This is a genomic window from Gordonia sp. LUNF6 (assembly GCF_047041125.1).
Taxonomy (GTDB): domain Bacteria; phylum Actinomycetota; class Actinomycetes; order Mycobacteriales; family Mycobacteriaceae; genus Gordonia; species Gordonia sihwensis.
Genome location: NZ_CP178181.1, coordinates 3,311,133 through 3,334,777 on the forward strand (window position 1 = coordinate 3,311,133; position 23,645 = coordinate 3,334,777).

25 protein-coding genes are annotated in these 23,645 nt (G+C 68.3%); 5 read left to right on the forward strand and 20 right to left on the reverse strand.

The window, feature by feature from the left end; genetic code table 11:
* The 4 genes from ACK8HH_RS15485 to ACK8HH_RS15500 form a co-directional block, all read right to left on the reverse strand.
* Nucleotides 1-885, reverse strand: a complete 885-nt coding sequence (locus ACK8HH_RS15485) for a hypothetical protein (protein ID WP_006897342.1) — start codon at nucleotides 883-885, stop codon at nucleotides 1-3.
* Between the two features lie 107 nt (nucleotides 886-992).
* Nucleotides 993-1,781, reverse strand: coding sequence for a hypothetical protein (locus tag ACK8HH_RS15490; protein ID WP_006897343.1), 789 nt, complete (start codon nucleotides 1,779-1,781; stop codon nucleotides 993-995).
* Nucleotides 1,778-2,290, reverse strand: a complete 513-nt coding sequence (locus ACK8HH_RS15495) for a DUF2505 domain-containing protein (RefSeq protein WP_006897344.1) — start codon at nucleotides 2,288-2,290, stop codon at nucleotides 1,778-1,780. Before ACK8HH_RS15495 ends, ACK8HH_RS15490 begins: the two co-directional genes overlap by 4 nt.
* A gap of 22 nt (nucleotides 2,291-2,312) precedes the next feature.
* Nucleotides 2,313-2,801, reverse strand: coding sequence for a DUF2505 domain-containing protein (locus tag ACK8HH_RS15500; protein WP_006897345.1), 489 nt, complete (start codon nucleotides 2,799-2,801; stop codon nucleotides 2,313-2,315).
* Between the two features lie 24 nt (nucleotides 2,802-2,825).
* Between ACK8HH_RS15500 and ACK8HH_RS15505 the strand changes: the two genes are divergently transcribed.
* Entirely contained in the window at nucleotides 2,826-3,923 is a 1,098-nt protein-coding gene (locus ACK8HH_RS15505) for a UDP-N-acetylmuramate dehydrogenase (protein ID WP_231875648.1), read from the forward strand.
* Here the strand turns inward: ACK8HH_RS15505 and ACK8HH_RS15510 are convergent.
* The 5 genes from ACK8HH_RS15510 to ACK8HH_RS15530 are packed head-to-tail and all read right to left on the reverse strand — an operon-like array spanning nucleotide 3,901 to nucleotide 7,860.
* Complete coding sequence (locus ACK8HH_RS15510) at nucleotides 3,901-4,980, reverse strand: alpha/beta fold hydrolase (RefSeq protein ID WP_006897347.1); 1,080 nt, start codon at nucleotides 4,978-4,980, stop codon at nucleotides 3,901-3,903. The genes ACK8HH_RS15505 and ACK8HH_RS15510 overlap by 23 nt on opposite strands.
* Nucleotides 4,977-5,753 (reverse strand): MerR family transcriptional regulator, encoded by a 777-nt coding sequence (locus ACK8HH_RS15515; RefSeq protein WP_006897348.1) that lies wholly within the window; start codon nucleotides 5,751-5,753, stop codon nucleotides 4,977-4,979. The genes ACK8HH_RS15510 and ACK8HH_RS15515 overlap by 4 nt, the downstream gene beginning before the upstream one ends.
* A gap of 19 nt (nucleotides 5,754-5,772) precedes the next feature.
* Nucleotides 5,773-6,099: a DUF2516 family protein gene (locus tag ACK8HH_RS15520; protein WP_006897349.1), complete on the reverse strand. Its 327-nt coding sequence runs from the start codon at nucleotides 6,097-6,099 to the stop codon at nucleotides 5,773-5,775.
* A gap of 9 nt (nucleotides 6,100-6,108) precedes the next feature.
* Nucleotides 6,109-6,582, reverse strand: coding sequence for a helix-turn-helix domain-containing protein (locus tag ACK8HH_RS15525; protein ID WP_006897350.1), 474 nt, complete (start codon nucleotides 6,580-6,582; stop codon nucleotides 6,109-6,111).
* Nucleotides 6,583-6,642: 60 nt separating this feature from the next.
* Nucleotides 6,643-7,860, reverse strand: coding sequence for a DUF445 domain-containing protein (locus ACK8HH_RS15530; protein WP_346077371.1), 1,218 nt, complete (start codon nucleotides 7,858-7,860; stop codon nucleotides 6,643-6,645).
* A 142-nt stretch (nucleotides 7,861-8,002) separates the two neighbouring features.
* Here ACK8HH_RS15530 and ACK8HH_RS15535 point away from each other — a divergent pair, with 142 nt between their 5' ends.
* The gene (locus ACK8HH_RS15535; RefSeq protein WP_006897352.1) at nucleotides 8,003-8,788 is read left to right on the forward strand and encodes a TetR/AcrR family transcriptional regulator; all 786 of its coding nucleotides are present in this window, start codon (nucleotides 8,003-8,005) and stop codon (nucleotides 8,786-8,788) included.
* A 36-nt stretch (nucleotides 8,789-8,824) separates the two neighbouring features.
* Here the strand turns inward: ACK8HH_RS15535 and ACK8HH_RS15540 are convergent, their stop codons facing one another.
* From ACK8HH_RS15540 to ACK8HH_RS15560, 5 genes are all read right to left on the reverse strand, one after another.
* Nucleotides 8,825-10,369 (reverse strand): DUF222 domain-containing protein, encoded by a 1,545-nt coding sequence (locus ACK8HH_RS15540; protein WP_412475315.1) that lies wholly within the window; start codon nucleotides 10,367-10,369, stop codon nucleotides 8,825-8,827.
* 136 nt (nucleotides 10,370-10,505) lie between these two features.
* A complete protein-coding gene (locus tag ACK8HH_RS15545) occupies nucleotides 10,506-11,477 on the reverse strand; it encodes a sigma-70 family RNA polymerase sigma factor (protein WP_062366042.1) in 972 nt (323 codons plus the stop codon).
* Between the two features lie 51 nt (nucleotides 11,478-11,528).
* Nucleotides 11,529-11,969, reverse strand: coding sequence for a VOC family protein (locus tag ACK8HH_RS15550; RefSeq protein ID WP_006896212.1), 441 nt, complete (start codon nucleotides 11,967-11,969; stop codon nucleotides 11,529-11,531).
* Between the two features lie 109 nt (nucleotides 11,970-12,078).
* Nucleotides 12,079-12,609, reverse strand: coding sequence for an MOSC domain-containing protein (locus ACK8HH_RS15555; protein ID WP_006896211.1), 531 nt, complete (start codon nucleotides 12,607-12,609; stop codon nucleotides 12,079-12,081).
* Between the two features lie 4 nt (nucleotides 12,610-12,613).
* Nucleotides 12,614-12,988, reverse strand: coding sequence for a nuclear transport factor 2 family protein (locus tag ACK8HH_RS15560; RefSeq protein WP_062366133.1), 375 nt, complete (start codon nucleotides 12,986-12,988; stop codon nucleotides 12,614-12,616).
* A gap of 71 nt (nucleotides 12,989-13,059) precedes the next feature.
* On the opposite strand from ACK8HH_RS15560, the gene ACK8HH_RS15565 reads away from it, so the two are divergent.
* A complete protein-coding gene (locus ACK8HH_RS15565; protein WP_412475316.1) occupies nucleotides 13,060-13,938 on the forward strand; it encodes a LysR family transcriptional regulator in 879 nt (292 codons plus the stop codon).
* Between the two features lie 15 nt (nucleotides 13,939-13,953).
* Here the strand turns inward: ACK8HH_RS15565 and ACK8HH_RS15570 are convergent, their stop codons facing one another.
* The gene (locus ACK8HH_RS15570; protein ID WP_412475317.1) at nucleotides 13,954-15,180 is read right to left on the reverse strand and encodes a multidrug effflux MFS transporter; all 1,227 of its coding nucleotides are present in this window, start codon (nucleotides 15,178-15,180) and stop codon (nucleotides 13,954-13,956) included.
* A 66-nt stretch (nucleotides 15,181-15,246) separates the two neighbouring features.
* On the opposite strand from ACK8HH_RS15570, the gene ACK8HH_RS15575 reads away from it, so the two are divergent.
* A complete protein-coding gene (locus tag ACK8HH_RS15575) occupies nucleotides 15,247-16,371 on the forward strand; it encodes a class I SAM-dependent methyltransferase (protein WP_006896207.1) in 1,125 nt (374 codons plus the stop codon).
* A 10-nt stretch (nucleotides 16,372-16,381) separates the two neighbouring features.
* Here the strand turns inward: ACK8HH_RS15575 and ACK8HH_RS15580 are convergent, their stop codons facing one another.
* The 5 genes from ACK8HH_RS15580 to ACK8HH_RS15600 all read right to left on the reverse strand — a co-directional run bounded on the left by ACK8HH_RS15580 (nucleotide 16,382) and on the right by ACK8HH_RS15600 (nucleotide 22,049).
* Nucleotides 16,382-16,981, reverse strand: coding sequence for a TetR/AcrR family transcriptional regulator (locus tag ACK8HH_RS15580; protein ID WP_006896206.1), 600 nt, complete (start codon nucleotides 16,979-16,981; stop codon nucleotides 16,382-16,384).
* Nucleotides 16,982-17,087: 106 nt separating this feature from the next.
* Nucleotides 17,088-18,599: an aldehyde dehydrogenase family protein gene (locus tag ACK8HH_RS15585; RefSeq protein WP_412475318.1), complete on the reverse strand. Its 1,512-nt coding sequence runs from the start codon at nucleotides 18,597-18,599 to the stop codon at nucleotides 17,088-17,090.
* A gap of 156 nt (nucleotides 18,600-18,755) precedes the next feature.
* Nucleotides 18,756-19,910, reverse strand: coding sequence for an acetyl-CoA C-acetyltransferase (locus ACK8HH_RS15590; RefSeq protein ID WP_006896204.1), 1,155 nt, complete (start codon nucleotides 19,908-19,910; stop codon nucleotides 18,756-18,758).
* A 31-nt stretch (nucleotides 19,911-19,941) separates the two neighbouring features.
* On the reverse strand, nucleotides 19,942-20,784 hold the full coding sequence (locus tag ACK8HH_RS15595) for an SDR family oxidoreductase (RefSeq protein ID WP_006896203.1): 843 nt from the start codon (nucleotides 20,782-20,784) through the stop codon (nucleotides 19,942-19,944).
* The gene (locus ACK8HH_RS15600; RefSeq protein WP_412475319.1) at nucleotides 20,781-22,049 is read right to left on the reverse strand and encodes an acyl-CoA dehydrogenase family protein; all 1,269 of its coding nucleotides are present in this window, start codon (nucleotides 22,047-22,049) and stop codon (nucleotides 20,781-20,783) included. Before ACK8HH_RS15600 ends, ACK8HH_RS15595 begins: the two co-directional genes overlap by 4 nt.
* Before the next feature lie 42 nt (nucleotides 22,050-22,091).
* Here ACK8HH_RS15600 and ACK8HH_RS15605 point away from each other — a divergent pair, with 42 nt between their 5' ends.
* A complete protein-coding gene (locus ACK8HH_RS15605) occupies nucleotides 22,092-23,636 on the forward strand; it encodes a FadD3 family acyl-CoA ligase (protein ID WP_006896201.1) in 1,545 nt (514 codons plus the stop codon).
* Nucleotides 23,637-23,645: the final 9 nt, after the last annotated feature.

Below are 23,645 nucleotides of genomic sequence, written 5' to 3' on the forward strand. Positions count from 1 at the left end.
TCACTTCTGATAAAGCGTAGATCCCTCCGGCCCGCGGCTGCTGCTGATGAGCTTGGCGAAGCAGTGGTCCTTGTCGAGCCCGTTTCCGCGGCACCAGGCCAGTGCGTCGTCCGCGCTCGCGAAGCCCTGGGCCGACACCGTCACCCACCAGCCGCTTTCGGAGAACACCGGCCACTCACTCGAGTCGAGCAGCCGCACCTGCGGGTACCGGGACCGAGACGACTCGAACTCCGCCAGGATGGTCTGGTTGTCCCAAGTACGGCCGTCGGCGTACAGGCCCGGGCGCTTCGCACTGATCTGCGCAGCCCAGCGATCGGCGAGGGCACCGCGGAAATCGGCGGCGTCGGCCGTCGCCTGATCGCGCAGGCGCCCGGCGGCATCGGTCTCCGGATCGGCCACCACCGATGTCACGGTGTGCGTGGGAGGTGCCTGCGTGACGACCGTCGGGGCCGGGTCCGCGGTCTTCTCGTCGGGGGCGTTCACGACCTTCATCCAGACGACGACGGCGGCCACCGCCAGACCTATCACGCAGGCGATCGCCAGACCGAGAAGGACCGCACGCCCCGCCCCGCCGGCCGGTGCCGGTCCGTAGCCGGGCGGCGGATACGGGCCGCTCGGATACTGCGTCGGAGCGTAGAGCGGTCCCGAGGATGCGGGGCCGGCGTAGTGCGGACCCGAGCGGTACGGGTCCTCGAGACCGGGGGTGTCGTAGGTTCTGGTCGGCTCCCGCAGCGGCGGCACCGACGGAGGGTCGGGCACCGGCCGCGACATCGTCTCGGCGTAGTGATCGACGTCGGGCGCAGTCTGTGCGGTGTCATTCCGTGCGGTGTCATTCCGTGCGGGGTCATTCCGTGCGGGGTCATCCGGCCGGCCATCTGTGGACATGCCGGAAGCGTATCGGCGAACTCCGACATCTTCGGGAAACCCGACCGAACGGACGACAGTCGCAGCGCGTGGCCTCGGGGCTTCCGCCGCGTGCGGAACTCGTCAGGTCAAGCGGGAGCGACGGCGCCCCACGGCACGGTCAGCAGGTTGTCCACGCGACGGCCGCGAGGCACGCGGACGTCGACCCCCGAGTCCCGGAGCATGTCACGCGCGTACCGCCAGCGGTCGCGCGGGCCGAAGACCTCGCGCCCGGCCGCCCGGTCCCAGCACTGATCGGCGGTCTCCAGGAGCCGATGGATCGCCTCACCGTCCACGTTGCGGTGGATCAGTGCCTTCGGCAGCCGTTCGGCCAGCTCCGACGGGCGGCGGGTGTGTGCGGGCGACCACGCGAGAGTCAGTTCGATCGGTCCGTCGCGGTCGAGGAGGATCCAGCAGCATCGGCGGCCGATCTCGTCGCAGGTGCCCTCCACGATCAGGCCGCCCGGGGCCAGCGCGCTCCGCATCTGCGCCCACGCCGCATGCACCTCGTCCTCGCCGTACTGCCTGAGCACGTTGAACGCCCGAACCAGATGCGGCCGCATACCCGCGAGTTCGAAGCCGCCGAGCGCGAAGCGCACCCCGTGACGCGGTTCCACGATCCGGGCGGGGTCGATCTCCAGGCCGACGAGGTCCAGGTCGGGTATCACCCGGCGCAGCCGGATCGCCATCTCCACCGCGGTGTCGGGGCGGCCGCCGTATCCGAGGTCGACGGCCAGCGGCCGCGGAACGTCGCAGGCGGCACGGACACGGGGGTCGGCGGCCATCGCGCGGTCGACGCGACGGAGCCGATTGATGTTCGTGGTACCGCGGGTGATGCGCCCGCTGGGTCGTCCGGCCGCGAGGCCGGCGCCTCTCACGCGAGGTTGTCCTCGACCCAGGTCGACGTGAACTCGGCTTCGCCGCGGAACAGGTCCACCAGATTCACCAGCATCAGCTGTTCGAGCTTGGCGTTGACGAACGGGATGTACACCTTCACCTCGGTCGTCTTGCGGATGGTGCACCCGGTGTCGGTCGGGAACAGTTCCTGACGCCCGGTGAGCGAACCCGGACCGGCCGGGATGGACGCGCTGTAGCTGCCGTCGGTGTTCACCGGATCGAACACGCCGTAGTTCTCCGTGCGCGTGATCATCATGTCCTTGAGCATGACGGTCTGGGCGATGGGCGGCAGCATGTCCCGCGTGATGGTCTGCTGCAGGACCACGCGGATCCCGTCGTCACCGGTCTCGAACTCCTCGACGTTCGAGATCGGGGTCAGCTCGCGGAACTCGACCATGAGATCTTCCCAGTACTTCTTCTGCGACAGTGCCTGGTAGATCTTCTCGGCCGAGTGCGGGTACCGAGCTGAGTAGCTGAGCCGTCGTGCCATGTGGGACAGCGTAACGTCAGATTCAACCCTGCCGAAATTCGACGGATGCGTCACGTTCGGCGTCGAGCAGCAGTCCGACCTGCTCGATGATCGCCTTCTCGATCTTGCCGCCGACGAACGGGATCGAGACATCGGCCTGTCCGGAATACCGCGCGACCGCCGGGTCCCCGCTGATGACGATGTCACCGTGGATCTTCGCCGGAGCACCGGAGACCGCCGCCTCCATCGAGCCGGTGATCTGCTCGCCGGCCAGCCGGAACACGCTGGTCCGCGGGATCTCCAGGTCGCCGGGCCGGACCGCGGTCACGACGGACGGCAGGTTCTCCGCACCGACGCCCTGCTTGCTCACCACTGTCACCTGATCGCCGTCGAGTGCGAACGACTCGATCGAGCCGTGCCCGGCGTTGGTCGCCTGCACCAGGTCCCGCCAGTACTGTTCGGTGCTGATCAGCGACCACAGTGCGGACACGGAGAACGGATAGCTGACCGAATGCTCGAACTTGCTCGACATGGCAGCCAGGTTACCGTTACTGACGTGACCGACCCACAGCAGACCACCCGTGTGCGCGACGCCTCGAGCGTCCTCTTGGCCGACTTCACCACCCTGCGGCTGGGTGGACCCGCACGCGCCGTCGTCCGGTGCGAGACGACCGACTCACTGGTCGCGACGGTCGCCGGTCTCGACGCCCGGCGCGAGCCGGTGTTGCTGATCGGTGGCGGCTCCAACCTCGTGATCGGCGACGACGGTTTCGAGGGCACCGCGGTCGTCATCGCGAGCGCCGGAATCGAGTACGGAGACGAGGACGGACGGCCGTACGTGACGGCTGAGGCCGGAACCGATTGGGACTCCCTGGTCGCCGACACCGTCGCCGCGGGCTTCGGCGGGTTGGAGTGCCTCTCGGGCATCCCCGGCGCCGCAGGCACCACACCGGTTCAGAACGTCGGCGCTTACGGCGTCGAGGTCGCCGACGTTCTGCGGAGCGTGCGATTGCTCGACCGCGCCACCGGAGACATCCGCTGGGCCGCGCCCGACACACTGGGCCTGGCCTACCGGACGAGCGACTTGAAGGGCCGCCACGATCAGGTGGTGCTGGCCGTCTCGTTCTGGCTCAATCCGGGCGGCGTGTCGGCGCCGATCCGGTACCGCGAACTGGCCCGCACGCTCGGCGTGGACGAGGGCGGCACCGCCGGCGCCCGCGACGTGCGCGACCGGGTGCTCGGGCTCCGCGCCGCGAAGGGCATGGTGCTCGACCCCGCCGATCACGACACCTGGAGCGCAGGATCGTTCTTCACCAACCCGATCGTTCCCGAAGAGCGTGTGGAGGCGATTCTCGAGCGCATCGCGGCGCACGTCGGCGCCGACGTCGCGGTCCCCCGCTATCCGGCGGACGCCGGTGTGAAGCTGTCGGCGGGGTGGCTGATCGAACGCGCCGGTTTCACCAAGGGCTTCCCGGGCGACGGAGCGCCCGTCCGGCTGTCGACCAAGCACACGCTGGCGCTGACCAACCGCGGCGGCGCCGACACGGCGGATCTACTCGAACTCGCCGGGCGGGTGCGGGACGGGGTGCGGGACGTCTTCGGCGTCGAACTGCACCCCGAACCCGTCTTCGTCAACTGCCGGTTGCCGCGCTGACCCCGGAGAGCAGATTGCCGAGCAGTGCGTCGAACTCAGCGGACCGCTCGTAGGGAACCATGTGTCCCGCACCCTCGTACACGTTGTACGAGTACAGGAAACCGCGTCGGCTCAGCACCTTGGCCATCTCCTGGGCGTGTTCCACCGGCGTCAGGAGGTCGGCACTGCCGACGACCACCGCCGTCGGGACCGTCACCTTGTCGAGTCCGGACAGCACGTCGAGCGAGTACATCGCCGAGCCCCACGCACCGCGCGCCTTCGGCGAGCAGGAAGCGATCATCTCGTCGGTGAAGTCGACGTGGGCCTGGCGGGCGACGGGACCGGTCGTCACATAGTGGGAGAACTTCTCGGTCAACGAGTTGCTCGGCAGGGGCAGCCGCGAGGAGGTGAAGGTCCGCTCCAGCACTCGCTTGCCCGGACCGGCTACGGCCGGCATGTCCTCGGGGATCAGATGCTGTCGCTGGACCACTCCGCGTGCAGCCGTGGAACACAGGACGATGGCCGAGACCCGGTCCTCCATGCCCGCACCGAACTGCTTGGCCCACGACATGATCGTCATGCCGCCCATGCTGTGTCCCACCAGCACCGCGCGCTTGCCCTCGGGGATCATCGCTTCGAGGACTGCCTGCAGGTCCTGACCCAGCATCTCGATGGTCGCCGCGGCCGTTCCCATCTCCGAGAGGCCGTGGCCGCGCTGGTCGTAGGCCACCATCGGGCGGCCGCTGCCGAAGTGGTTGAACTGTGCGTTCCAGAATCCGGTGTTGCAGGTCCAGCCGTGAATCAGCACGACGATCTCGTCGGCGTCCTCGACGTCACCGGAGGCCACCACGTGCAGCAGCGTGCCGTCCGGGGTGCCGACCACCGACGACCGCATGGGGTGCGTCGGCGGAGCGAGCATCGGGTCGGGGCCGTCCTGAACGGGATCGGGGTACTTGAACACCTCGCGGACCATGAATCCGCCGGCGACCGCCAGTTCGGCAGCCGCCACTCCAGCGGCGCCCACCGCGCCGATCGTCGCCCAACGGCGCGCTCGCGTCCATGTGTTCTTCGTCGTCATTCGTCGACCTCCGTCTGGCCGCCGGTCGCCCGGCTGCTCTGCGCAGACTGCTGCTGCGTCGCATCGAAATAGGTACTGGCCTCGCCGATCGCCCGCGAGATCTCCTTGTCGAGAGCCCGGCTGAAGGTGGTCTCGACGATCTCGTGGGCCATCGGCCGAACGGTCTGGATCAGCTCGGCCATCTTCGCCAGCTTCTCCTCGCCGAGGTTCGGCAGATTCTCGTCGAAGTACTTGTCGGTGATGATGGATACGAAGCTCCGAGCGACATCGGTCAGATCCGACTCGACTCGCATCCATCGATCGAGCAGGTCATCGATGTCGATGCCGCCCTTCACCAGCACTTCGGCGCCTTCGAGCAGCTCCGGATTGCGGATTGCGTAGTGGGCGCCGTCCTTCGTGAGCAGTCCCAGCTTCTGACTGAGATTGATCGACCGCTCGTCGGCGCCCAGCGTCTTCTTCAATTCGGTGAAGGTGATGGTGGCGGCCCGCTTGATGTTGCGGAACCTTCCGCCCTTCGGAGCCGCGCGCAGCACGTGCTCCACCTTCATTCCGTAATGCGCGGCGTGCAGGAGTTCGCTGATCGTCGCGAACGTGTAGCCGCGTTCCAGCATGCGTGAGATCAGGTTGAGCCGGACGAGGTGCTCGTCGGAGTACCAGCCGGTGCGCCCACGGATCGTCGGCGGCGGGAGCAGTCCCCGGTCCTGATAGACGCGGATGTTCCGGACGCTGACTCCGGAGACCTGCGCGAGGTCGTTGATGCGGTATTCGCTCACCGGTGGGGTCCCCGCGTCCCTACGCGTTCTTCCGGAACCACGAGCGGCCCAGGATCTCGTCGGTCCGAACCCGGACGTCGACGACGTAGACGAGGACCGCGGTGATCGCGGCGAGGAAGAACATCAGTCCGAAGCCGAGCGATGCCTGCACCAGCCAGATCAGCAGCGTCGACACCGCGAGGACGGCCACCCAGAAGGTCTTCGTCTGCGCGTCGACGGCGGTGAAGGCGTCGGGTCGCGTGATCGCGGCGTGCACCAGGGCCACGGCCGCGGTGACGCCCGCGATGACGGTGATGGCCAGCAGGATGTACTGCTGGGCGTAGATGACGAAACTCGCTGCGCTCACGACTCCACCTTAATCACGCGCCGGCTCGGCCGAATCGGCCCGGAGGACGTCGACCGTGCCGGCCGCGGACGCTCCGTCCGACTGCTCGCTCGCTCCGTTCTCTCGGCGGAACGAATCGTAGATCTCCAGCAGCATCTGCTTCTGCCGCTCGCTGATGGAACTGTCGGCGAGCAGTGCGTCGCGCACCGGGCTCGCCGGCCGCGCCTCCAGGATTCCGGCGCGCACGTAGAGCACTTCCGCGGAGACGCGGAGTCCCTTGGCGATCTGCGAGAGCACGTCGGCCGACGGCTTGCGCAGCCCGCGCTCGATCTGAGAGAGGTACGGGTTGCTGACGCCCGCTCGCTCGGCCAGCTGCCGGAGTGAGACCTTGGCGGACAGCCGCTGACTGCGGATGAACTCGCCGATGTCCTGCGCAGCGGTGGCCATGGCCTCGACGGTTCCCGTCTCGGACTGGCCGTCCTGGTGATCATGCTCGGATGTCATACGAAACTCGTGCCTCCCGGATTCCATTATCCGCACCGGGCGCTAACAAGTGCAAGCGCGTCAGGGGAACAGCAGAACCGAGACCGTGTAAATGGCCAGGCCGGCCAGCGATCCGACCACCGTGCCGTTGATGCGGATGAATTGCAGATCACGCCCGACCTGCAGTTCGATCTTGCGACTGGTCTCCGCGGCATCCCATCCCCGGACCGTCTCGGTGATCACCGAGATGATCTCCGCCGAGTAGTTGTCGGCCACGTGACGGGCCGCCCGCACCGCCCAGCCGTTGAGCTTGGCCTGCAGCGGTTCGTCGTCGCGGATCCGTTCCGCCAACTGCACCACCGCGTCGGAGAGCGAGGTACGCAGCGTCGACTCCGGGTCGTCGAGCATCTGCTCGATGACCGCCTTGCCCGCCTGCCACGCGGTCGACGCCGCTCCGGTCACCTCGTCTCGTCCGAGGAGTTCCTCTTTGAGGTTCTCGAACTTGGCGATCGTCGCCTCGTCCTCCTGCAGTTCCCGGGCGAAGTCCTCGACGAAATCGTGCATGGCGATCCGCAGCTCATGCTGCGGATCGGCGCGGACCTTGTAGGTGAACTCGGTCAGTTCGCGGTAGATCCGGTCGCCGACGAGATGGGTCACGAAGCGCGGTGCCCACGCCGGACCGTCGCGGTCCACCACGCGGTCGATGAGCGGCTGACTGCCCAGCGCCCACTCGTGCGCGCGGTCGCAGGCGAGTTGGATCACCGGTTCGAGACGGTTCTCGGCGACGAGCTGCTCGAGGATGCGCCCGGCGGGCGGTGCCCACAGCGGTTCCGCCGCCCATTTGAGGGCGGCCTGTATGAGGCGTTCGACGTCCTCGTCGCGCAGCATCTCCGAGCAGAGCTTGAAGATCCTCGAGACCTCGTCGTTCACCCGCGGCTTGTTCGCCGGGTCGGCGAACCACGTGGAGACTCTGCGCGGCAGGTCGAGCGAGGCGACACGATCCTCGATCACCTCGCGGGTCATGAAGTTCTCCTGGACGAAGCCGCCGAGCTGGTCGCCGATCTGGTCCTTCTTCCGCGGGATGAGCGCGGTGTGCGGAATCGGCAGTCCGAGCGGCTGACGGAACAGCGCGGTGACCGCGAACCAGTCGGCCAACGCACCGACCATTCCGGCCTCGGATGCGGCGCGGACGAATCCGACCCACGCGGCCACGTCCGCTCCGTCCCGGTGTTCGAGCCAGCGCATGCAGAAGTAGATCACCGCGGCGCCGACCAGCAGGCCGGTCGCCACGATCTTCATCCGCCGCAGGTCGTGGGCTCGTTTCGCGTCCGCCTGCGTCAGTCCCGCGGGCACCGCCGGAGACTTCGGGGTGCGCTGTCGATGGTCCAAGGTTGACGACACTCGTCCAGTGTTCCGTACGAGCTACTAGGGTTTCCAGGTGATGCCGAACCCTCCGATACCCACGAGTGCCGCGCGCGCCGCCGTCAACGCGGCGGCGACGCTGACGCGCGAGCTCGAACAACGCATCCTGACGCCTGCGGTGGAAGCCGTCGCCTCCGACGGCCGTAAGCAGCGCTGGGAGAAGCACAAGCAGGAGCGACGCGCCGAGCTGACCGCGGGCACGGTGGAAGCGATCCGGGCTCTCGGCCCGGAGGTCGGAATGGACGACATCGCCCGCCACATCGGGGTGTCGAAGACCGTGCTCTACCGGTACTTCGCCGACAAGAACGACCTCGCCGCCGCCGTCACGCTCTGGTATGTGGAGACGACCGTGATGCCGCGACTCATCGACGCGCTGTCGGGCGACATCGGCGACTACCGCCTGGTTCAGGCCGTCATCAGCGTGTACGTGGAGACGGTGTCGTCGGATCCCAATGTCTACCGGTTCACGATGGCGCGGCCGTCGGGCAGCCGTCCGGTCGCCGCCGAGGCCGAGAAGATCTTCGCGGGGGCCCTCGAATCGACGCTCGAGGCGCGATTCGCGGCCCGCGGCGCCCAGACTCGCGGCGCCCGCACTTGGGCACGCGCGATGGTCGGGGCCACCACCGTCGCCGTTGAGGAGTGGATCGCCGTCCCGGACCGGACCTCGCAGGATCTGGCCGAGGAACTGACGATGCTCGTCTGGGGCGGCATCGTCGGCGTGGTGGGCGCGGGTGGCGATCCGGCCTGCTTCGCAGCCGATCCCCCACAGCTCCCTCCGGACGAAGGGCATCCGCCCGCCGGGTGACCGGGCGCAGACCGGGAGGCTCTCCGCGACCACGGCTCAGGCCGCCGCGTGTCCCGGCCGGGACTCGCGATCGGGTTGGGCCGCGGCCTCCGGCGGCGGATGCTCGCGGCGATGCGGAACGGGAACTTGTTGATCCTCCCGTGGGTGCAGGTGCCGTGCCTGCCCGGCGTGGTGGACGGGGTTCAGGCGCCAGGGGTGATCGGTGGTGGCCGGTCGCCAGCCCATGCGTCCGGCATCGGGTCCGTCGGGGAGGATGGTGGTCTCCCATTGGCCGCGGTTGGTGCCGACGGCGCGGTTGTGGCGCCCGCACGCGGCGCCGAGAGCATCGATGTCGGTGCGCCCTCCCGGGGTGATCCAGTCCGGTGCATGATGGGCCTGAGTTTGCGCGAAGGGGCGGTCGCAGCCGGGGGCGGTGCAACCGCGGTCGCGGGCGAACAACGCCAACCGCTGCGCTCTACTCGCACACCGCGCACCACGACCCTGGTAGAGGACCTCGCTGGTGTGATTCCGGAAGACCGCCAGATGCGGCACAGCCTCGGCAGCGAGCCGCACGAGTTCACCGATCGGAACACGGCTACCTGTCGCGGTCAACGCGATTCCGGCATGCGCGGCGAGTTCCTGATCGGTGACGGTGATGACCAACTCCGCCGGTATCCGGTTCGGTGCACCCAGCCCGCCGCGGGCGAGAACGTAATCACACAACGCCAGCAACGCATCGTGCGTGCGCTGAGCGGCACTGCGCAGATCCCGACCCCGCGCCGCCGCCAAAGCCTCGGCGTCGATGCCGTCGGCGTCAATGGTTCCAGTCGGCGAATCCGGGTCGGCGGGATTGTTCATCCCGGGTGCGGCCCAGGCGGTCAAGATCACCTCGAACTTCGCCCGCAACTCCGGAGTCATCGCGCCGCGGACTCTGCTCATCAACTGCCGATCCTGCGGGAGGATCGTGATTCCGCGTTGGCGTTGCCGGTCGACGTGATCGCTCTCCTGACCATCGGGGTCCAGGTGAGCGAGCAGCCGGTCACCGACCTTGCCCAGATCATCCGGATTCAACCCAGCCGCAGCCTCGGCCAACTCCGCCTCGGCACGGGCTTTGACCTCCGGCGAGATACAGCCGGGCACTTTCGCCAAAACGCCCGAGATCACCAACGCGTGTTCGGCGCCGACAGTCCCGCCCGCCACCGCGGCAGCGGTCGCCGGCTTGCGCGGAGGCAGGGTCTGCCCCTGGAAGTTCGAGAACTCACCGATCGCCTCAGCCATCCGCAACCGCCGACCCGCCTCCCGGGTCCCCAGCCGCAAGCCCTGTGAGAGGTATTGGTACGGATTCAGATAGCCGGCGGTGCGGTGCGCGTTGCGGTCGGAGACCTCCACCAGCAGCGCCGCGGAGATGCCGTCCCAGCGTCGCCGAATCCGTTCGGCAGTCTGTGTGTGGGCCAGCAGTTCCGGTTCGGTCTCCGGCGACAGGGAGGTCTCGGCGAGTTTGACCGCCGCGGCATCGATCAGGGCGAGTAGTTCGGCGGGCCGCCCCGGCAGCGCACCGGTGGCAACGACAGTCGCGATCGAATCGGTGATCGGACCGCTCATCACTGCCACCTCCCCCGAGTGTTTCAGCTGGTCAAACCATGTTTTCTTGACCTACCAGAACTCTACCAACGGGGTATGACAGAACACATTAGGGAATCGATCATATGTGCCAATCTGCCTCAGCCAGTCCCCACCCTCACCGGTCCTCAGCGGCGCCCGACAGCGTCTCCGGCAGGCCCGCCAGCGAGAACAGTTCGGGCTCGAAGAAGGCACCGACGTGCGCCACCCGACCGTCGACGATCGTCAGGACATCGAGTTGGAAACGACGCCAGACGTCGCCGTCGCGCATGAACATCCCGGCCGCCGGCAACCCGTTGCAGGACGTCTTGATCATCCTGATGTCGCCGGCTTCCTTGGCCGGGCACTGGCTGAGGGTGAGCACTCCGATGTTCTCGGCGCCGAGATACCAGCCCGGGAACGGCGGCATCTCCCACACCGCATCGGCGGCGAGCACGTCCACCACGCCGGGGATGTCGTGCCGCTCGAAAGCAGCGCAGAACTCGTCCCACACCTGCCGCTCGTGGTCGGACAGTTCCGCGACGCGCCGGCCCTCTAGCCGGGTGCCCTCGCCGACCGCCCTGCGTGCGCGCGACAACGCGCTGTTGGCCGCCGCGACTGTCATGTCGAGTGCTTCGGCGGTCTCGGCCGCACTGAACGCGAGCACGTCGCGCAGAATCAACGCCGCGCGCTGACGCGCCGGAAGCTCCTGCATGGCGGCGACCATCGCCAGCCCCACCGACTCCCGCGCCGTCACCGTCGACGCGGGATCGCCCAGCGCGCCGTCCGGCAGCGGCTGCAGCCACGGGATCTCATGGTTCGGGATCACCGGTTCACGGGGATCGGAGGCCTCGGTGCCCAACCCGCTCGGCAGAGGCCTCCGCGCCCGGCTCTCCAGGGCGTTGAGACAGGTGTTGGTCGCGATCCGATACATCCACGTGCGGACCGACGACCGTCCTTCGAAGCTGTGAAAGGCCTGCCACGCACGCAGATACACGTCCTGCAGCACATCTTCGGCGTCGGTGGCCGATCCCAGCATGTGATAGCAGTGCACGAGAAGCTCGGCGCGCAGGGCACTGGTGGCCGCTTCGAAGTCACGGTCGTCGGTCATCGCCTCGTCAACTCCTCCGCCGCTCCTGAGCGGTCACTGGTGTCCCGGTCGTCACTGCGCCTGCTGCTGCGCGGCGTACGCCTCAGGTCCGGTCTCCACCGCGGCCGGATCCATCCACATGATCTCCCAGCCGTGGCCGTCGAGATCGTAGAACGAGCTTCCGTACATGAACCCGTGGTCTTCCACGTCCCCGGCCGTCGCACCGGCTTCCAGGGCCTTGCTCACGATGCCGTCCACCTCCTCACGGCTCTCCGCGCTCAGGCACAGGATCGCTCCGCTGGTGGTCGTGGCGTCGATGATCTGCTTGGTGGGCACGAAACTCTGGTAGAAGTCGCGGCGCAGCAGCATCGCGACGATGGTCTCGCCCAGCACCATCGCGGCGGCGTTCTCATCGGTGAAGCGGTCGTCGAACGTGTATCCCATCTTCCCGAAGAACTCCCGGGACGCGTCCAGGTCGGCGACGGGCAGGTTCACGAAGATCATCTTGTGCATCGGGGTCTCCTTGCAGTCTGCGGCGTCCCTCTCGGAGGCCGTCATAGAGATAGACAGCCCGGCCCGGCAGAACTGATCGGTCGACGCGAGATCTATTTCCGCGAAGAGCTCACAGATCCCGGATCGCGGGGGCGTCCGGGACGGTCAGCACCTCGATCGGATCGCCCGCGGTGATCGTTCCTCGCTCGACGACGCGCAGGTAGGGCCCCACGCGGCGGGCCTGAGCGAATCGTTTCACCCACCCGCGGCCGTCTTCGCCCATCCATCGTGCGAACGTCTGACAGGGGATCCGCGGCGACGTGACCTCGACGATCACCTTCTCGCCGATACGCCATCGCTCACCGATCCGCGCACCGTTCACATCGATTCCGACCGTCCGCAGGTTCTCCCCGAAGAAGCCGGGCGGAATCTCCCGGCCGAGCTCGGCCGCCCAGTAGTCGGCGTCCTCCTGCGCATAGACGTACAGCGCCTTGTCCGGGCCGCCGTGATGCTTGCGATCGGCCTGCACATCGGCGAACGCCCCGTATTCGCCGATCCGGACCGGCCCGCTGACCGGCCGCTTGTCGATGGCCGTGGTCCCCACACTGCCTGGATCCGGATGCAGGGCTGCTACGACGCAGATCGCGGTGACTTCGGCCATGCGGTCAGCCTACGGCGAGGATCTCCCGGGGATCGAAGGTGACGTTCACACGAGTGATGAGGCCGGCCTCGACATGCGTCCAGTTCGCGACCGCGGTCGGAGGCGCCCCGGCCATGCCGAGATCGAACCAGGTGATGACGTCGGTGTCGTCGGCGAGCCGTTTGCGGATCTCGAGGCTGTCGGTCCCGGCCGCCATGCCGTTCAGCCCCTGCAGGAACTCATCGGGTCCGGATGCCGTGCCGAGAACTCCGACGAACTCGCAGTCATCCGCCAGATGAGGCCGCAGGTCGGAGAAGTCCTTGCGCCGCCAGCAGTCGACGTAGAGTTCCGCGATCTGGAGCGGAGTGCGTGCGGGGACGGCAGATGATGTATCAGTCATGTCTTCACTGTCCGCCCGCATACGGGTATACGTCCAACAGCTGGTACTTCTGCGAACTAGAATCACTGATTATGGAGTTGCACCAGCTGCGATATCTCGTCGCGGTCGCCGACCACGGCTCGTTCACCGCCGCCGCCGAGGAGTTGCTGGTCAGCCAATCGGGAGTCAGCGCCCAGGTCGCCAAGCTGGAGAAGGAACTCGGGCATCGCCTTCTCGACCGCTCCGGCCGGACCGTCGTCCCGACCGCGGAAGGCGATGAGATCCTGGTCCACGCGCGCGCAGTCGCGCGGGCGGTCCAGGCGGTCCGGACCACCGCTGACGAGCTCACCGGTCTCGTCCGCGGGCACGTTCGGCTGGGCACCGTGATCGGCTGCACCATCCCCGGCTACCTGCGTGGGTTCGCCGACTTCCGGAGTGCCCACCCCGACGTCTCGGTCACCGTCACCGAGGACAGCTCCGACCGGCTGATCGCCGATCTGGAACTCGGCCGGCTCGACGTCGCGGTGGTGGCGCACGCCGCACCGCTGCCGGCCGCCCTCGGACCTCGCACCCTGATTCGCGAGCCGTTGGCGGCCGTGGTTCCGAACCGTCATCCGTGGGCCGACTACGACCGTGTCCCGCTGTCGGAACTCGCCGACGTCACCGTGCTCTCGCTCCCCGAGGGCACCGGTGTCCGGGCGGCCCTCGCCGAGACCGCCGCAGCCGAGCAGGTGCCCATCGTTCCGGCCGTGGCAGCGCATTCGCCCTCCGCGGTGCTGGCGCTCGCCGAACTCGGCAGCGGCGTCGGACTGCTCACCGCGTCGATGGCCGCCGGCCATCCGGGGGTGGTAGCGATCCCGGTGGCGCGCTCGCGGCAGACGTCGCTCTCGCTGGCCCGCCGACCGGACCCCTCCGCGGCAGCCCGGGCCATGACCGCAGCGCTCGCCCGCCGGCTCACCCCCGCGCAGTGATCTGCGACCCGGCGGTCAGCGGATCGTAGTCGCGAACGACCCTGCGGCCAGAACGGTGCAGCCGAACACGACGATCGCCATCGGCGTCGCGCTGGCCTCCCCACCGATACCGACCAGAGGCGAGACGATCGCACCGACCGTGAACTGAAGGGACCCGAGGACCGCGGAGCCGGTGCCCGCGCGCTCCCGGACCTCGCCGAGTGCCAACGCGGTCGCGTTGCCCGCAGTGAAACCGAAACTCGAGGTGAGGCAGAACATCAGCACGAGCAGCAGCCAGTGGATGCCGGGCACGGCCAGTGCGACGACCAGCATCGCGACGCCCACAGCCGAGAGCACGGCCACTCCCGCGGCGAGCAGGGCGTGCGGGCGGAACCGCCCGAGAAGCCGGTTGTTGGTCCACCCCGCGATACCGATGCCCACCGCGTTCACGGCGAACAGCACCGAGTACATCCCGGGCGAGAATCCCATCACCTCTTGGATCACGAACGGCGAGGCCGAGATGTACGCGAACATCGCACCGAACCCGATGCCGAAGGTCAACGTGTAGCCGAGGTAACGGCGGTTGCCGAGAACCGCCCCGATGCCGCATCCGATCGCCCGCGGCTCGATCGGATGCCTGCGCGGCGCGGGCAGCGTCTCGGGGACGAAGGCGACGACGGCCATGAGCATCACCGCCGCCAGGCCGGCGAGGACGAAGAACACACCGCGCCACCCGATCGGCCCCACCAGCGCTCCGCCGAGCAGCGGCGCGACCACCGGCGCCGCGCTGGTGATGATCATCATCACGCTGAACAGTTTCGCCGAGCGGTCCCCCGAGGTCCGGTCCGCGATCACTGCACGAGCGACCACGACACCGATCCCGCCGGTGACTCCTTGCAGGAAGCGGCAGGCGATGAGGACGATGATCGACGGTGCGAGTGCGCACCCGAGCCCCGCGACGGCCAGCAGAACGGTACCGACGATCAGCGGCCTGCGGCGTCCGAGTCCGTCCGAGAGCGGTCCCACCAGCAATTGCCCCGCCGCCAGCCCGAGCATGAAGGCGGTGAGCGTGAGCTGAACCGACGACGGCGACGCCTGAAGATCGTCCGCCACCCGCGGGAGTCCGGGCAGATACATGTCCGTCGCGAGCGGAGCGATGGCCGACAGCAGGGCGAGGCTGAGCAGCATCGCCAGACCGATGCCGCTGCCGGGAGCGCTCGCACCGTCGAGGCGGGACGTCCGGTCAGACGTATCCGATGCCATGAGTCGAAGTTACCGGCCACGGCCGGCGATGCCGGATCCGCCGCCGCGGGCCGGTAACCTGCGGGCGTGGACTTCTCCCTGCTGCGACGTGCCCCCGACGTCGAAGGCCCCGGTCTCGTCGCAGCCGATGCCGCCGACCGGTTGATCCTGGACGAGGCGGCCGATCTGCTCGCGGCCGCACCGGACGGCACGGTGGCGGTGATCGACGACGCCTACGGCGCCCTCGCACTCGGCGCGGTCGACGCGGGGGCGACCGACGTCCGCAGTCATCAGGACCTGATCACCGGCGAACGCGCTCTGCAGCGCAACGCCGAGGCGATGGGTGCGGGTGCGGACATCCGCAGTCTGCCCTCTGTCGCCGACGCCGTCGCCGACGCCCGGGTGGTGCTGGTACGACTGCCCCGCGGCCTCGACCGGCTCGCCGAGGTGGCTGCGCTGATCGCCGCCCACGCCGACGCGGACGTGACCTTGGTGGCCGGCGGCCGGATCAAGCACATGTCGGTCGCGATGAACGACGTGCTCGGCGAGTTCTTCGATCGCGTCGACGTCAGCCACGCCCGGCAGAAGTCGCGAGTTCTGTTCGCCCGCCGACCGCGCGCCCGGCTCGCCGACGAACGAGCCCGTTCGTGGCCGCAGACCCGGCGGGACGGCGACCTCGGTCTCACCGTCGCGGCCCACGGCGGCGTGTTCGCCGGAGCCCGCGTGGACGTCGGCACTCGATTCCTGCTCTCGGTACTCGACGGCGCACGACCCGATGCGGCCACCGCGGTGGACCTCGCCTGCGGCAACGGCGTGGTCGGCGCCGCGCTCGCGCGGTCGCGGCCCGGACTCACCGTTCTCGCGACCGATCGGTCGGCCGCCGCGGTGGCGAGCGCACGAGCGACGGCCGAAGCGAACGGCCTCGCCGACCGCGTCCTCGCGGTTCAGGCCGACGGTCTGGAGACGACCCCGGACGGGACCGAGGAATTCGTGGTGCTGAATCCGCCGTTCCACAGCGACGCCGCTCTCTCGACGGGTATCGCCCACCACCTCTTCGCGGAGGCCGCCCGCGCCCTGCGGTCCGGTGGCGAACTGTGGTGCGTGTGGAACTCGCACCTGCGCTACCGCCGGTCACTCGAACGGATCGTCGGCCCCACCAGGCAGATCGCGCGGAATCCGAAGTTCACCGTCACCGCGTCGGTAGCGCGCTGACCCGCCCGATTCAGCGCGGAAGGATTCCGTCGAGCACGATCGACAGGTACTGGTCGGCGATCTGCTCGACGGTCTTGGCACCCCCCGGCCGGTACCAGCGCACCGCCACCCAGACCGTGTCGCGGATGAACCGATAGACGAGTTCGACGTCGAGGTCTTCGCGGAAGTCACCTTCCTCGACGCCGCGCCGCAGGACCGCCGCCCACAGGGCGCGGAACTCCACATTCCGTTCGGCGATGTAGTCGAACCGCTCCTGCCCGATCAGTTGCCGGGATTCGTTCTGGTAGATCGCCACGGCGGTGTGCTGGGAGTCGATGGCCTCGAAGGACACGATCACGAGCCGACGGATAGTATCTGTCGCGGACAGCCCGGCTTCGGTGATCTCCCGATAGCGTGCGAACAACGCGTCGAGGAAGCTCCGGAGCAACTCGTCGACGATCGACTCCTTGGAGTCGAAATGGTGGTACAGGCTGCCGGACAGGATGCCTGCGGCGTCGGCGATGTCACGGACCGTCGTCGAGCGGAGCCCGCGTTCGGCGAAGAGCTGACCGGCGATCCCGAGCAGTTCGTCGCGGCGGGTGGGTCCGGTCGTGGATGTCTTCGACGCCAACGTGCCTCCTCGTACGACTTCCCCCACCCTAGCAAGTGCTTGTTTGGCTGGGGAACGTCGCCGGGATACGGCCGCGCGCGAACACGTTGCGCGCGCGGCCGCCGGCTCAGCGCTTCTTGTTCGACTTCTTGATCGCGCGACGGTTGAGGAACCGCCACACCTTCATCTGCATCGCGGTCATCCGCGCGTCCCGCTTGGTGAACGGCGGAGTCATGACCTCGGCGAAGGAGATCGGCAGCGACGACACGGTGACGGCGCGGGCATGACTGAACGTGTTGAACCCGAACTCACCGTGGTAGTTGCCCATGCCCGACCGTCCGACGCCGCCGAAGGGCAGGCCCTGCGAGAGCATGTGCAGTCCGAAGTCGTTGCCGGAGATGGAACCGCTGCGGGTGTTGTCGGCGACCGTCCGCAGATTCGCGTTGTCGTCCCCGGCCCAGTAAAGGGTCAGCGGGTGACCCGCCGAGTTGATCTTGTCGATCGCCTCCGACAGTTCGCGGTACGGGTAGACAGTCAAGACCGGGCCGAAGACCTCGTCGTCCTCGATCTTCATTCCGGGCTTCACTCCGGTCAGCAGAGTCGGCGGAATCTTGCGCTCCTGCGCGTTCGGCAGTTCCTCGCCGGCGGGCACCACCTGCCGCTTGGTGGCGCCGAGGCTGACCGCGTCGTCGATGAGGCCGACGATCCGCTGGTAGTTCTTCTCGTTGATGGTGGAGGTGTAGTCGCCGTTCCCGACGATCGTCGGGAAGTTCGCCGTCCACCGCGCGATCACCTTGTCGGTGAACTCGCCCACCTTGTCCTCGGGTACGAAGACGTAATCGGGACACAGGCACACCTGGCCGCCGTTGATCATGCGGGCGTCGGCCAGGAAGTGCGCCGCCTTGGTGATGTCGGTGCCGCGGTCGACGATCGCCGGATTCTTGCCGCCGAGTTCCAGAGTCACCGGCACGAGGTTCTTCGCGGCCTCCTGCGCCACCGACGAACCGACCTCCGGCGAACCGGTGAAGAACATGTGGTCGACCTTCAGCTTCGCGAAGTCCGAACCGCCGCCGTGCTTGCTGGTGATGACCGCGAGCTCCTCGATCGAGAAGTAGTCGGGGGCCACCCGGGCGATGACGTCGGTGGTCTTCGCGGTGATCGACGACGGCCTCATGAGGACACGGTTGCCCGCGGCGAACGCGGACGCGGCGGGCACGATCGTCAGCTGCAGCGGGAAGTTCCACGGCCCCATGATCGCGACGACACCCAGCGGGTCGCGGCGCAGCCGCTGGGTGAATCCGACCATCCCGGCCACCTTCGCCACGTTGGTCTCGCGCATCCACTTCTCGGCACTGCGGCGCTGGTGCGCGAGGTCGATCATGCAGCCGGCCACGTCGGCCGCGATCGAGAGATCTGCGGGCCGGGACCCGAAGTCCTCGGTCAGGGCGGCGGTGATCTCGTCGGCGTGGTCGAGCAGCAACCGCCCCAGGCGATTGATCCGGTCGATGCGCGTCTTCGCATCCGGAATGCCGTCGCGCAGGAATGCGGCCTTCTGGATGTCGACCAGTTCTTCCATGGTGTGCGCCTCGGACGACACCTTGTCTCCCGCACGCACTGCCACATCTGCCGGCTTGGTCATTCCACTCTCCACTCGTGAGTCACTGACGTTCTGTGAGACAAATTCTCGTAGTCATCCCAAGTGTAGCCACCGGGTGGCGCGAATCACAGGGCGGGCGGTACGGCGCCGGTCAGCGACTGTCGCGCCGGGTGAGTGGTCACCGTGCGCCGTCTCAGCTCAGCCGAGGCGCTCGATGATGGTGACATTGGCGGTACCGCCGCCCTCGCACATGGTCTGCAGTCCGAATCGGCCGCCGGTGCGCTCCAACTCGTTCAGCATGGTGGCGAACAGTTTGGCTCCGGTCGCGCCGAGCGGATGCCCCAGCGCGATCCCGCCGCCGTTCGGATTCACCCGAGCCGGATCGGCTCCGGTCTCCTTGAGCCACGAGAGCACGACGGGCGCGAAGGCCTCGTTGATCTCGACGACGTCGATGTCGTCGATGCTCATTCCGGTCTTCTTCAGCGCGTACTCGGTGGCCGGAATCGGCGCCGAGAGCATCATCACCGGATCGTCGCCGCGCACCGACATGTGGTGGATGCGCGCGCGGGCCGTGAGACCGTACTGCTTCAACGCCTGCTCGGACACCACGAGAGTGGCCGACGCTCCGTCGCAGATCTGCGACGCGACGGCCGCGGTGAGCTGCGACCCCTCGGCCAGGACGTCGAGCGAGGCCATCTTCTCCAGGGAGGTCTCGCGCGGGCACTCGTCGACCACGCAGTCGCCCAGCGGCACGTACTCGTTGTCGAAGCGACCCTCGGCGATGGCCGTCTTGGCGCGCTGATGGCTCGCGAGCGCGAACTCCTCCATCTCCCGCCTGCTGATGTCCCACTTCTTGGCGATCATGTCGGCTCCGACGAACTGACTGATCTCCTGATCGCCGAAGCGCTGCGTCCAGCCCTTCGACTCGGCCGTGGGAGTGGTGAAGCCGAACGGCTGACCGGCGATCATCGCCTGGCTGATCGGGATCGCGCTCATGTTCTGCACACCGCCGGCGATGACGACGTCCTGCGTCCCGCTCATCACGCCCTGTGCGGCGAAGTGGATGGCCTGCTGGCTCGAGCCGCACTGGCGGTCGACGGTGGTGCCGGGGACTCCCAGCGGCAGTCCGGCCGCGAGCCATGCGGTACGTGCGATGTTGCCGGCCTGCGGACCGATGGTGTCGACACAGCCGAAGACCACGTCGTCGACCACCTCGGGGTCGATGCCGGTGCGGTCGACGATCGCCTTGATGACATGTGCGCCCATGTCGGCGGGGTGGACGGCGGCGAGTGAGCCGTTGCGCTTGCCGACGGGAGTGCGGACCGCGTCGACGATGTAAGCGGAAGTGGTCATGGGAGAGCTCCTAGAGAATCACGGGGTCGGGTCAGGCACGCTGGCTGGAGACGGACACGATCTCACCGGTCATGTACGTGGTGTAGTCGCTCGCGAGCATCGCGATCACCGACGCGATCTCCCAGACCTCGGCGGCGCGGCCGTAGGCCTCCCGCGCGGCGAGTTCATCGAGGAGATCGTCGCTGGTGACCTTCGCCAGGAAGGGATGCTTGGCGATCGAGGGCGAGACCGCATTGACGCGGACTCCGTAGTCGGCGGCCTCGACGGCCGAACAGCGGGTCAGCGCCATCACGCCGGCCTTGGCCGCGGCGTAGTGGGCCTGGCCGCGCTGCGCCCGCCAGCCGAGGACTGAGGCGTTGTTCACGATCACCCCGCCCCGAGGCGACCGGGACTGCGCCGCGTCGTTCTGCGCCGCGTCGCGGAAATAGCGCAGTGCGGCGCGCGTGGCGCGGAACGTGCTGTTCAGCGTGATGTCGAGGACGCGGTCCCACTGCTCGTCGGTCATGTCGGCGACGGGTGTCTCGCCGCCGAGGCCGGCGTTGTTGACCAGGACGTCGATGCGGCCCAACTGCTCGGCGGCATCGGCGACCAGCGCATCCACCTGTTCGGTGCTTGAGACGTCGCAGACGAAGGAGGCCACCTGCTGCTCGGGGAACTCGGCCGACAGCTTCTCCACCGTCTCGCCGAGGCGGCGCTCATGGAAGTCGGAGACGAGGACGTCGGCGCCTTCGAGCAGGACCCGACGTGCGGTCGAGAACCCGATACCGGTGCCGGCGGCCGCGGTGACGATCACCTTTCTGCCCGTCAGCAGGCCGTGGCCGCCGACCTCCTCGGGCGCGGTCGCCAACGGCGAGACGGGTCGGGTGTCACTCATGCGCGTGCCTCTCGGGGAAGGCCGAGCACCCGCTCGGCGATGATGTTGCGCTGCACTTCGTTCGAGCCGCCGTAGATCGTGTCGGCGCGGGTGAAGAGCAGAAGTCGTTGCCACTCGTCGAGTTCGACGTTCTCGGGGTCGGTGATGTCGTTCGCGCGACCCTCGGTGGTGGCGGGCGGACCGATCAACGAGGGCGCACCGACCACCGCGACCGCGAGCTCGCCGAGGTCGCGATGCCAGTTGCCCCAGAGCAGCTTGGTCACCGACGCCGCGCCGGCCTCCGACACGATGTCGCCGGCGAGCGTGCGCCGCGCATTGGCCTCCATCACGGTGAGACCGACCTTGGCCCGGCGCAGCCGTTCGGCGACGGCGGGATCGTCGATCGACCCGTTGGCCCGCGCGATGGCGACGATGTCGTCGAGTTCCCTCCGGAAGCCGACCTGCTGGCCCAGTGTGGAGACGCCCCGCTCGAACTGCAGCAGCCCCATCGCGACCTTCCAGCCGTCGCCGGGTTCGCCGACGATCAGGTCGGCGCTGGTGCGCGCGTCGTCGAAGAACACCTCGTTGAACTCCGAGGTTCCGGTGATCTGCTGGATCGGCCGGATGGTGACGCCGGGCTGGTCGAGCGGGACGAGCAGAAAGCTCAGTCCCCGGTGTCGCGTCGAGCCCTTCTCCGTGCGGGCGATCACGAACGCCCACTGCGACAGATGCGCCAGCGAGGTCCAGATCTTCTGGCCGTTGACCACCCACTCGCCGGACGCGTCGTCGAGAACCGCGGTGGTCGCGACCCCGGCGAGGTCGCTGCCCGCGCCCGGTTCCGAGTAGCCCTGCGCCCACAGTTCGGTCACGTCGACGATGCCGGGCAGGAAGCGCGCCTGCTGGGCCGGTGTGCCGTACTCGATGAGCGTCGGGCCGAGGAGTTCCTCGCCGAGATGGTTCACCCGCGCCGGAGCGTTGGCACGCGCATACTCCTGGTGGAAGATGATGCGCTGCTCGATGGTCGCGCCGCGGCCGCCGTGGCGCACCGGCCAGCCGAGGCACGTCCAGCCCGCCGCTGCGAGATGGCGATCCCACTCCAGCCGCTCGGCGAAGAACTCGTGTTCGCTTCCGGGGCCGCCGCGACCGCGGAGCTCGGCGAAGTCGCCGACGAGATTGGCTTCGAGCCAGTCCCGAACCGCTGCCGCGAAGACTTCCGCGGCGTTCGGCGTCGCCGCTGCCCATTCGCCCAGATCGACGCTGCGATCGGCGAGATTGATCGTCGTCATGACCGCTAGCTTAACCTACCAAGCATTTGCTAGGTTTTGGATATGCTCCCGAATCCGCTCACCACTCCCGCCGCCCTGCATCGCGCCGAGAGGCAGTGGCCCGACGGCGTCGCGATCGTCGACGACCAGTGGGGCGAGCGCGTCTCGCTGACCTGGCCGCAGTTCGCCGACCGCGTCCGGCGGTTCGCGGCGGGCCTCATCGGACTCGGCGTCGAACACGGCGACCGGGTCGCGGTATGGGCGCCCAACAGTCACCACTGGCCGATCGCCGCGCTCGGAATTCAGTACGCCGGCGCCGTTCTGGTCCCGCTGAACACTCGCTACACCACAAGCGAGGCCGGTGACATCATCGACCGTTCCGGCGCGAGCGTCGTCGTCGTCTCCGGTGAGTTCGCCGGCATCGACCGCCTCGGCGAAGTGCTGTCGTCGTCGATCCCCGAAGGCCGCACCGTGATCTCGATCCCGCTCGGCGACGCTGCCGAGAGTCCGGGCGCGGTGCCGTGGGAGTCGCTGCTGGAGTCCGCGACCGACGACCTCGTCCGGCAGGCCCGGGCAAGGGCCGAGGCGGTGCGGGAGGACGACCTCTCCGACATCCTGTTCACCTCCGGAACCACCGGGGCCCCGAAGGGCGTGATGGCTGAGCACCGCCAGACGCTGCACGGATCACATGCCTGGGGCGACAACGGCGGCCTCCGCGACACCGACCGCTACCTGATGGTGAACCCGTACTTCCACACCTTCGGCTACAAGGCGGGGATTCTGCCGTCGATCCTGTTCGGCGCCACGATGTTCCCCCTGGCCGTCTACTCGCCGAGCGCCTCCATGGAGTCAGTCGCACGCGAGCGGATCACGGTGTTCCCCGGCGCCCCGACCATCTTCCAGACGATTCTCGACGACCCGGCCCGTGCGGACTTCGACCTCTCGAGCCTGCGGCTCATCGTGACCGGTGCGACCATCGTTCCCGTGGTCCTGGTGGAGCGACTGCAGTCCGAACTCGGCGTCGACACCGTCATCACCGCGTACGGCCAGACCGAGACGAGCGGATTCATCACCACCTGCCGCCCGGACGACGACGCGCAGACCGTCGCCGAGACCTGCGGCCGCGCCTTCTCGGGCATGGAGGTGACACTGTCGGAGCAGGGCGAGGTGCTCACCCGCGGACTCATGGTGATGCGCGGCTACCTCGACAACCCCGAGGCCACGGCGGAGACCATCGACGCCGACGGCTGGCTGCACACCGGCGACATCGGCACCCTCGACGACCGCGGCAATCTCACCATCACCGACCGCCTCAAGGACATGTACATCTGCGGCGGTTTCAACGTGTACCCCGCGGAGGTTGAACAACTGCTCTCACGGTTCCCCGACGTCACCGAGGCCGCCGTCATCGGTGTCCCCGACGAGCGCCTCGGCGAGGTCGGCAAGGCCTTCCTGACCGTCCGCCCCGGAGCGTCGGTCGAGCCCGAGGCGGTGATCGCCTTCGCTCGCGAGCACCTCGCGAACTTCAAGGTCCCGCGCGTCATCGAGATCGTCGACGCATTCCCCCGCAACGCCGCGGGCAAGATCCTCAAGCGCGAGATGCACTGACCGCTCGCA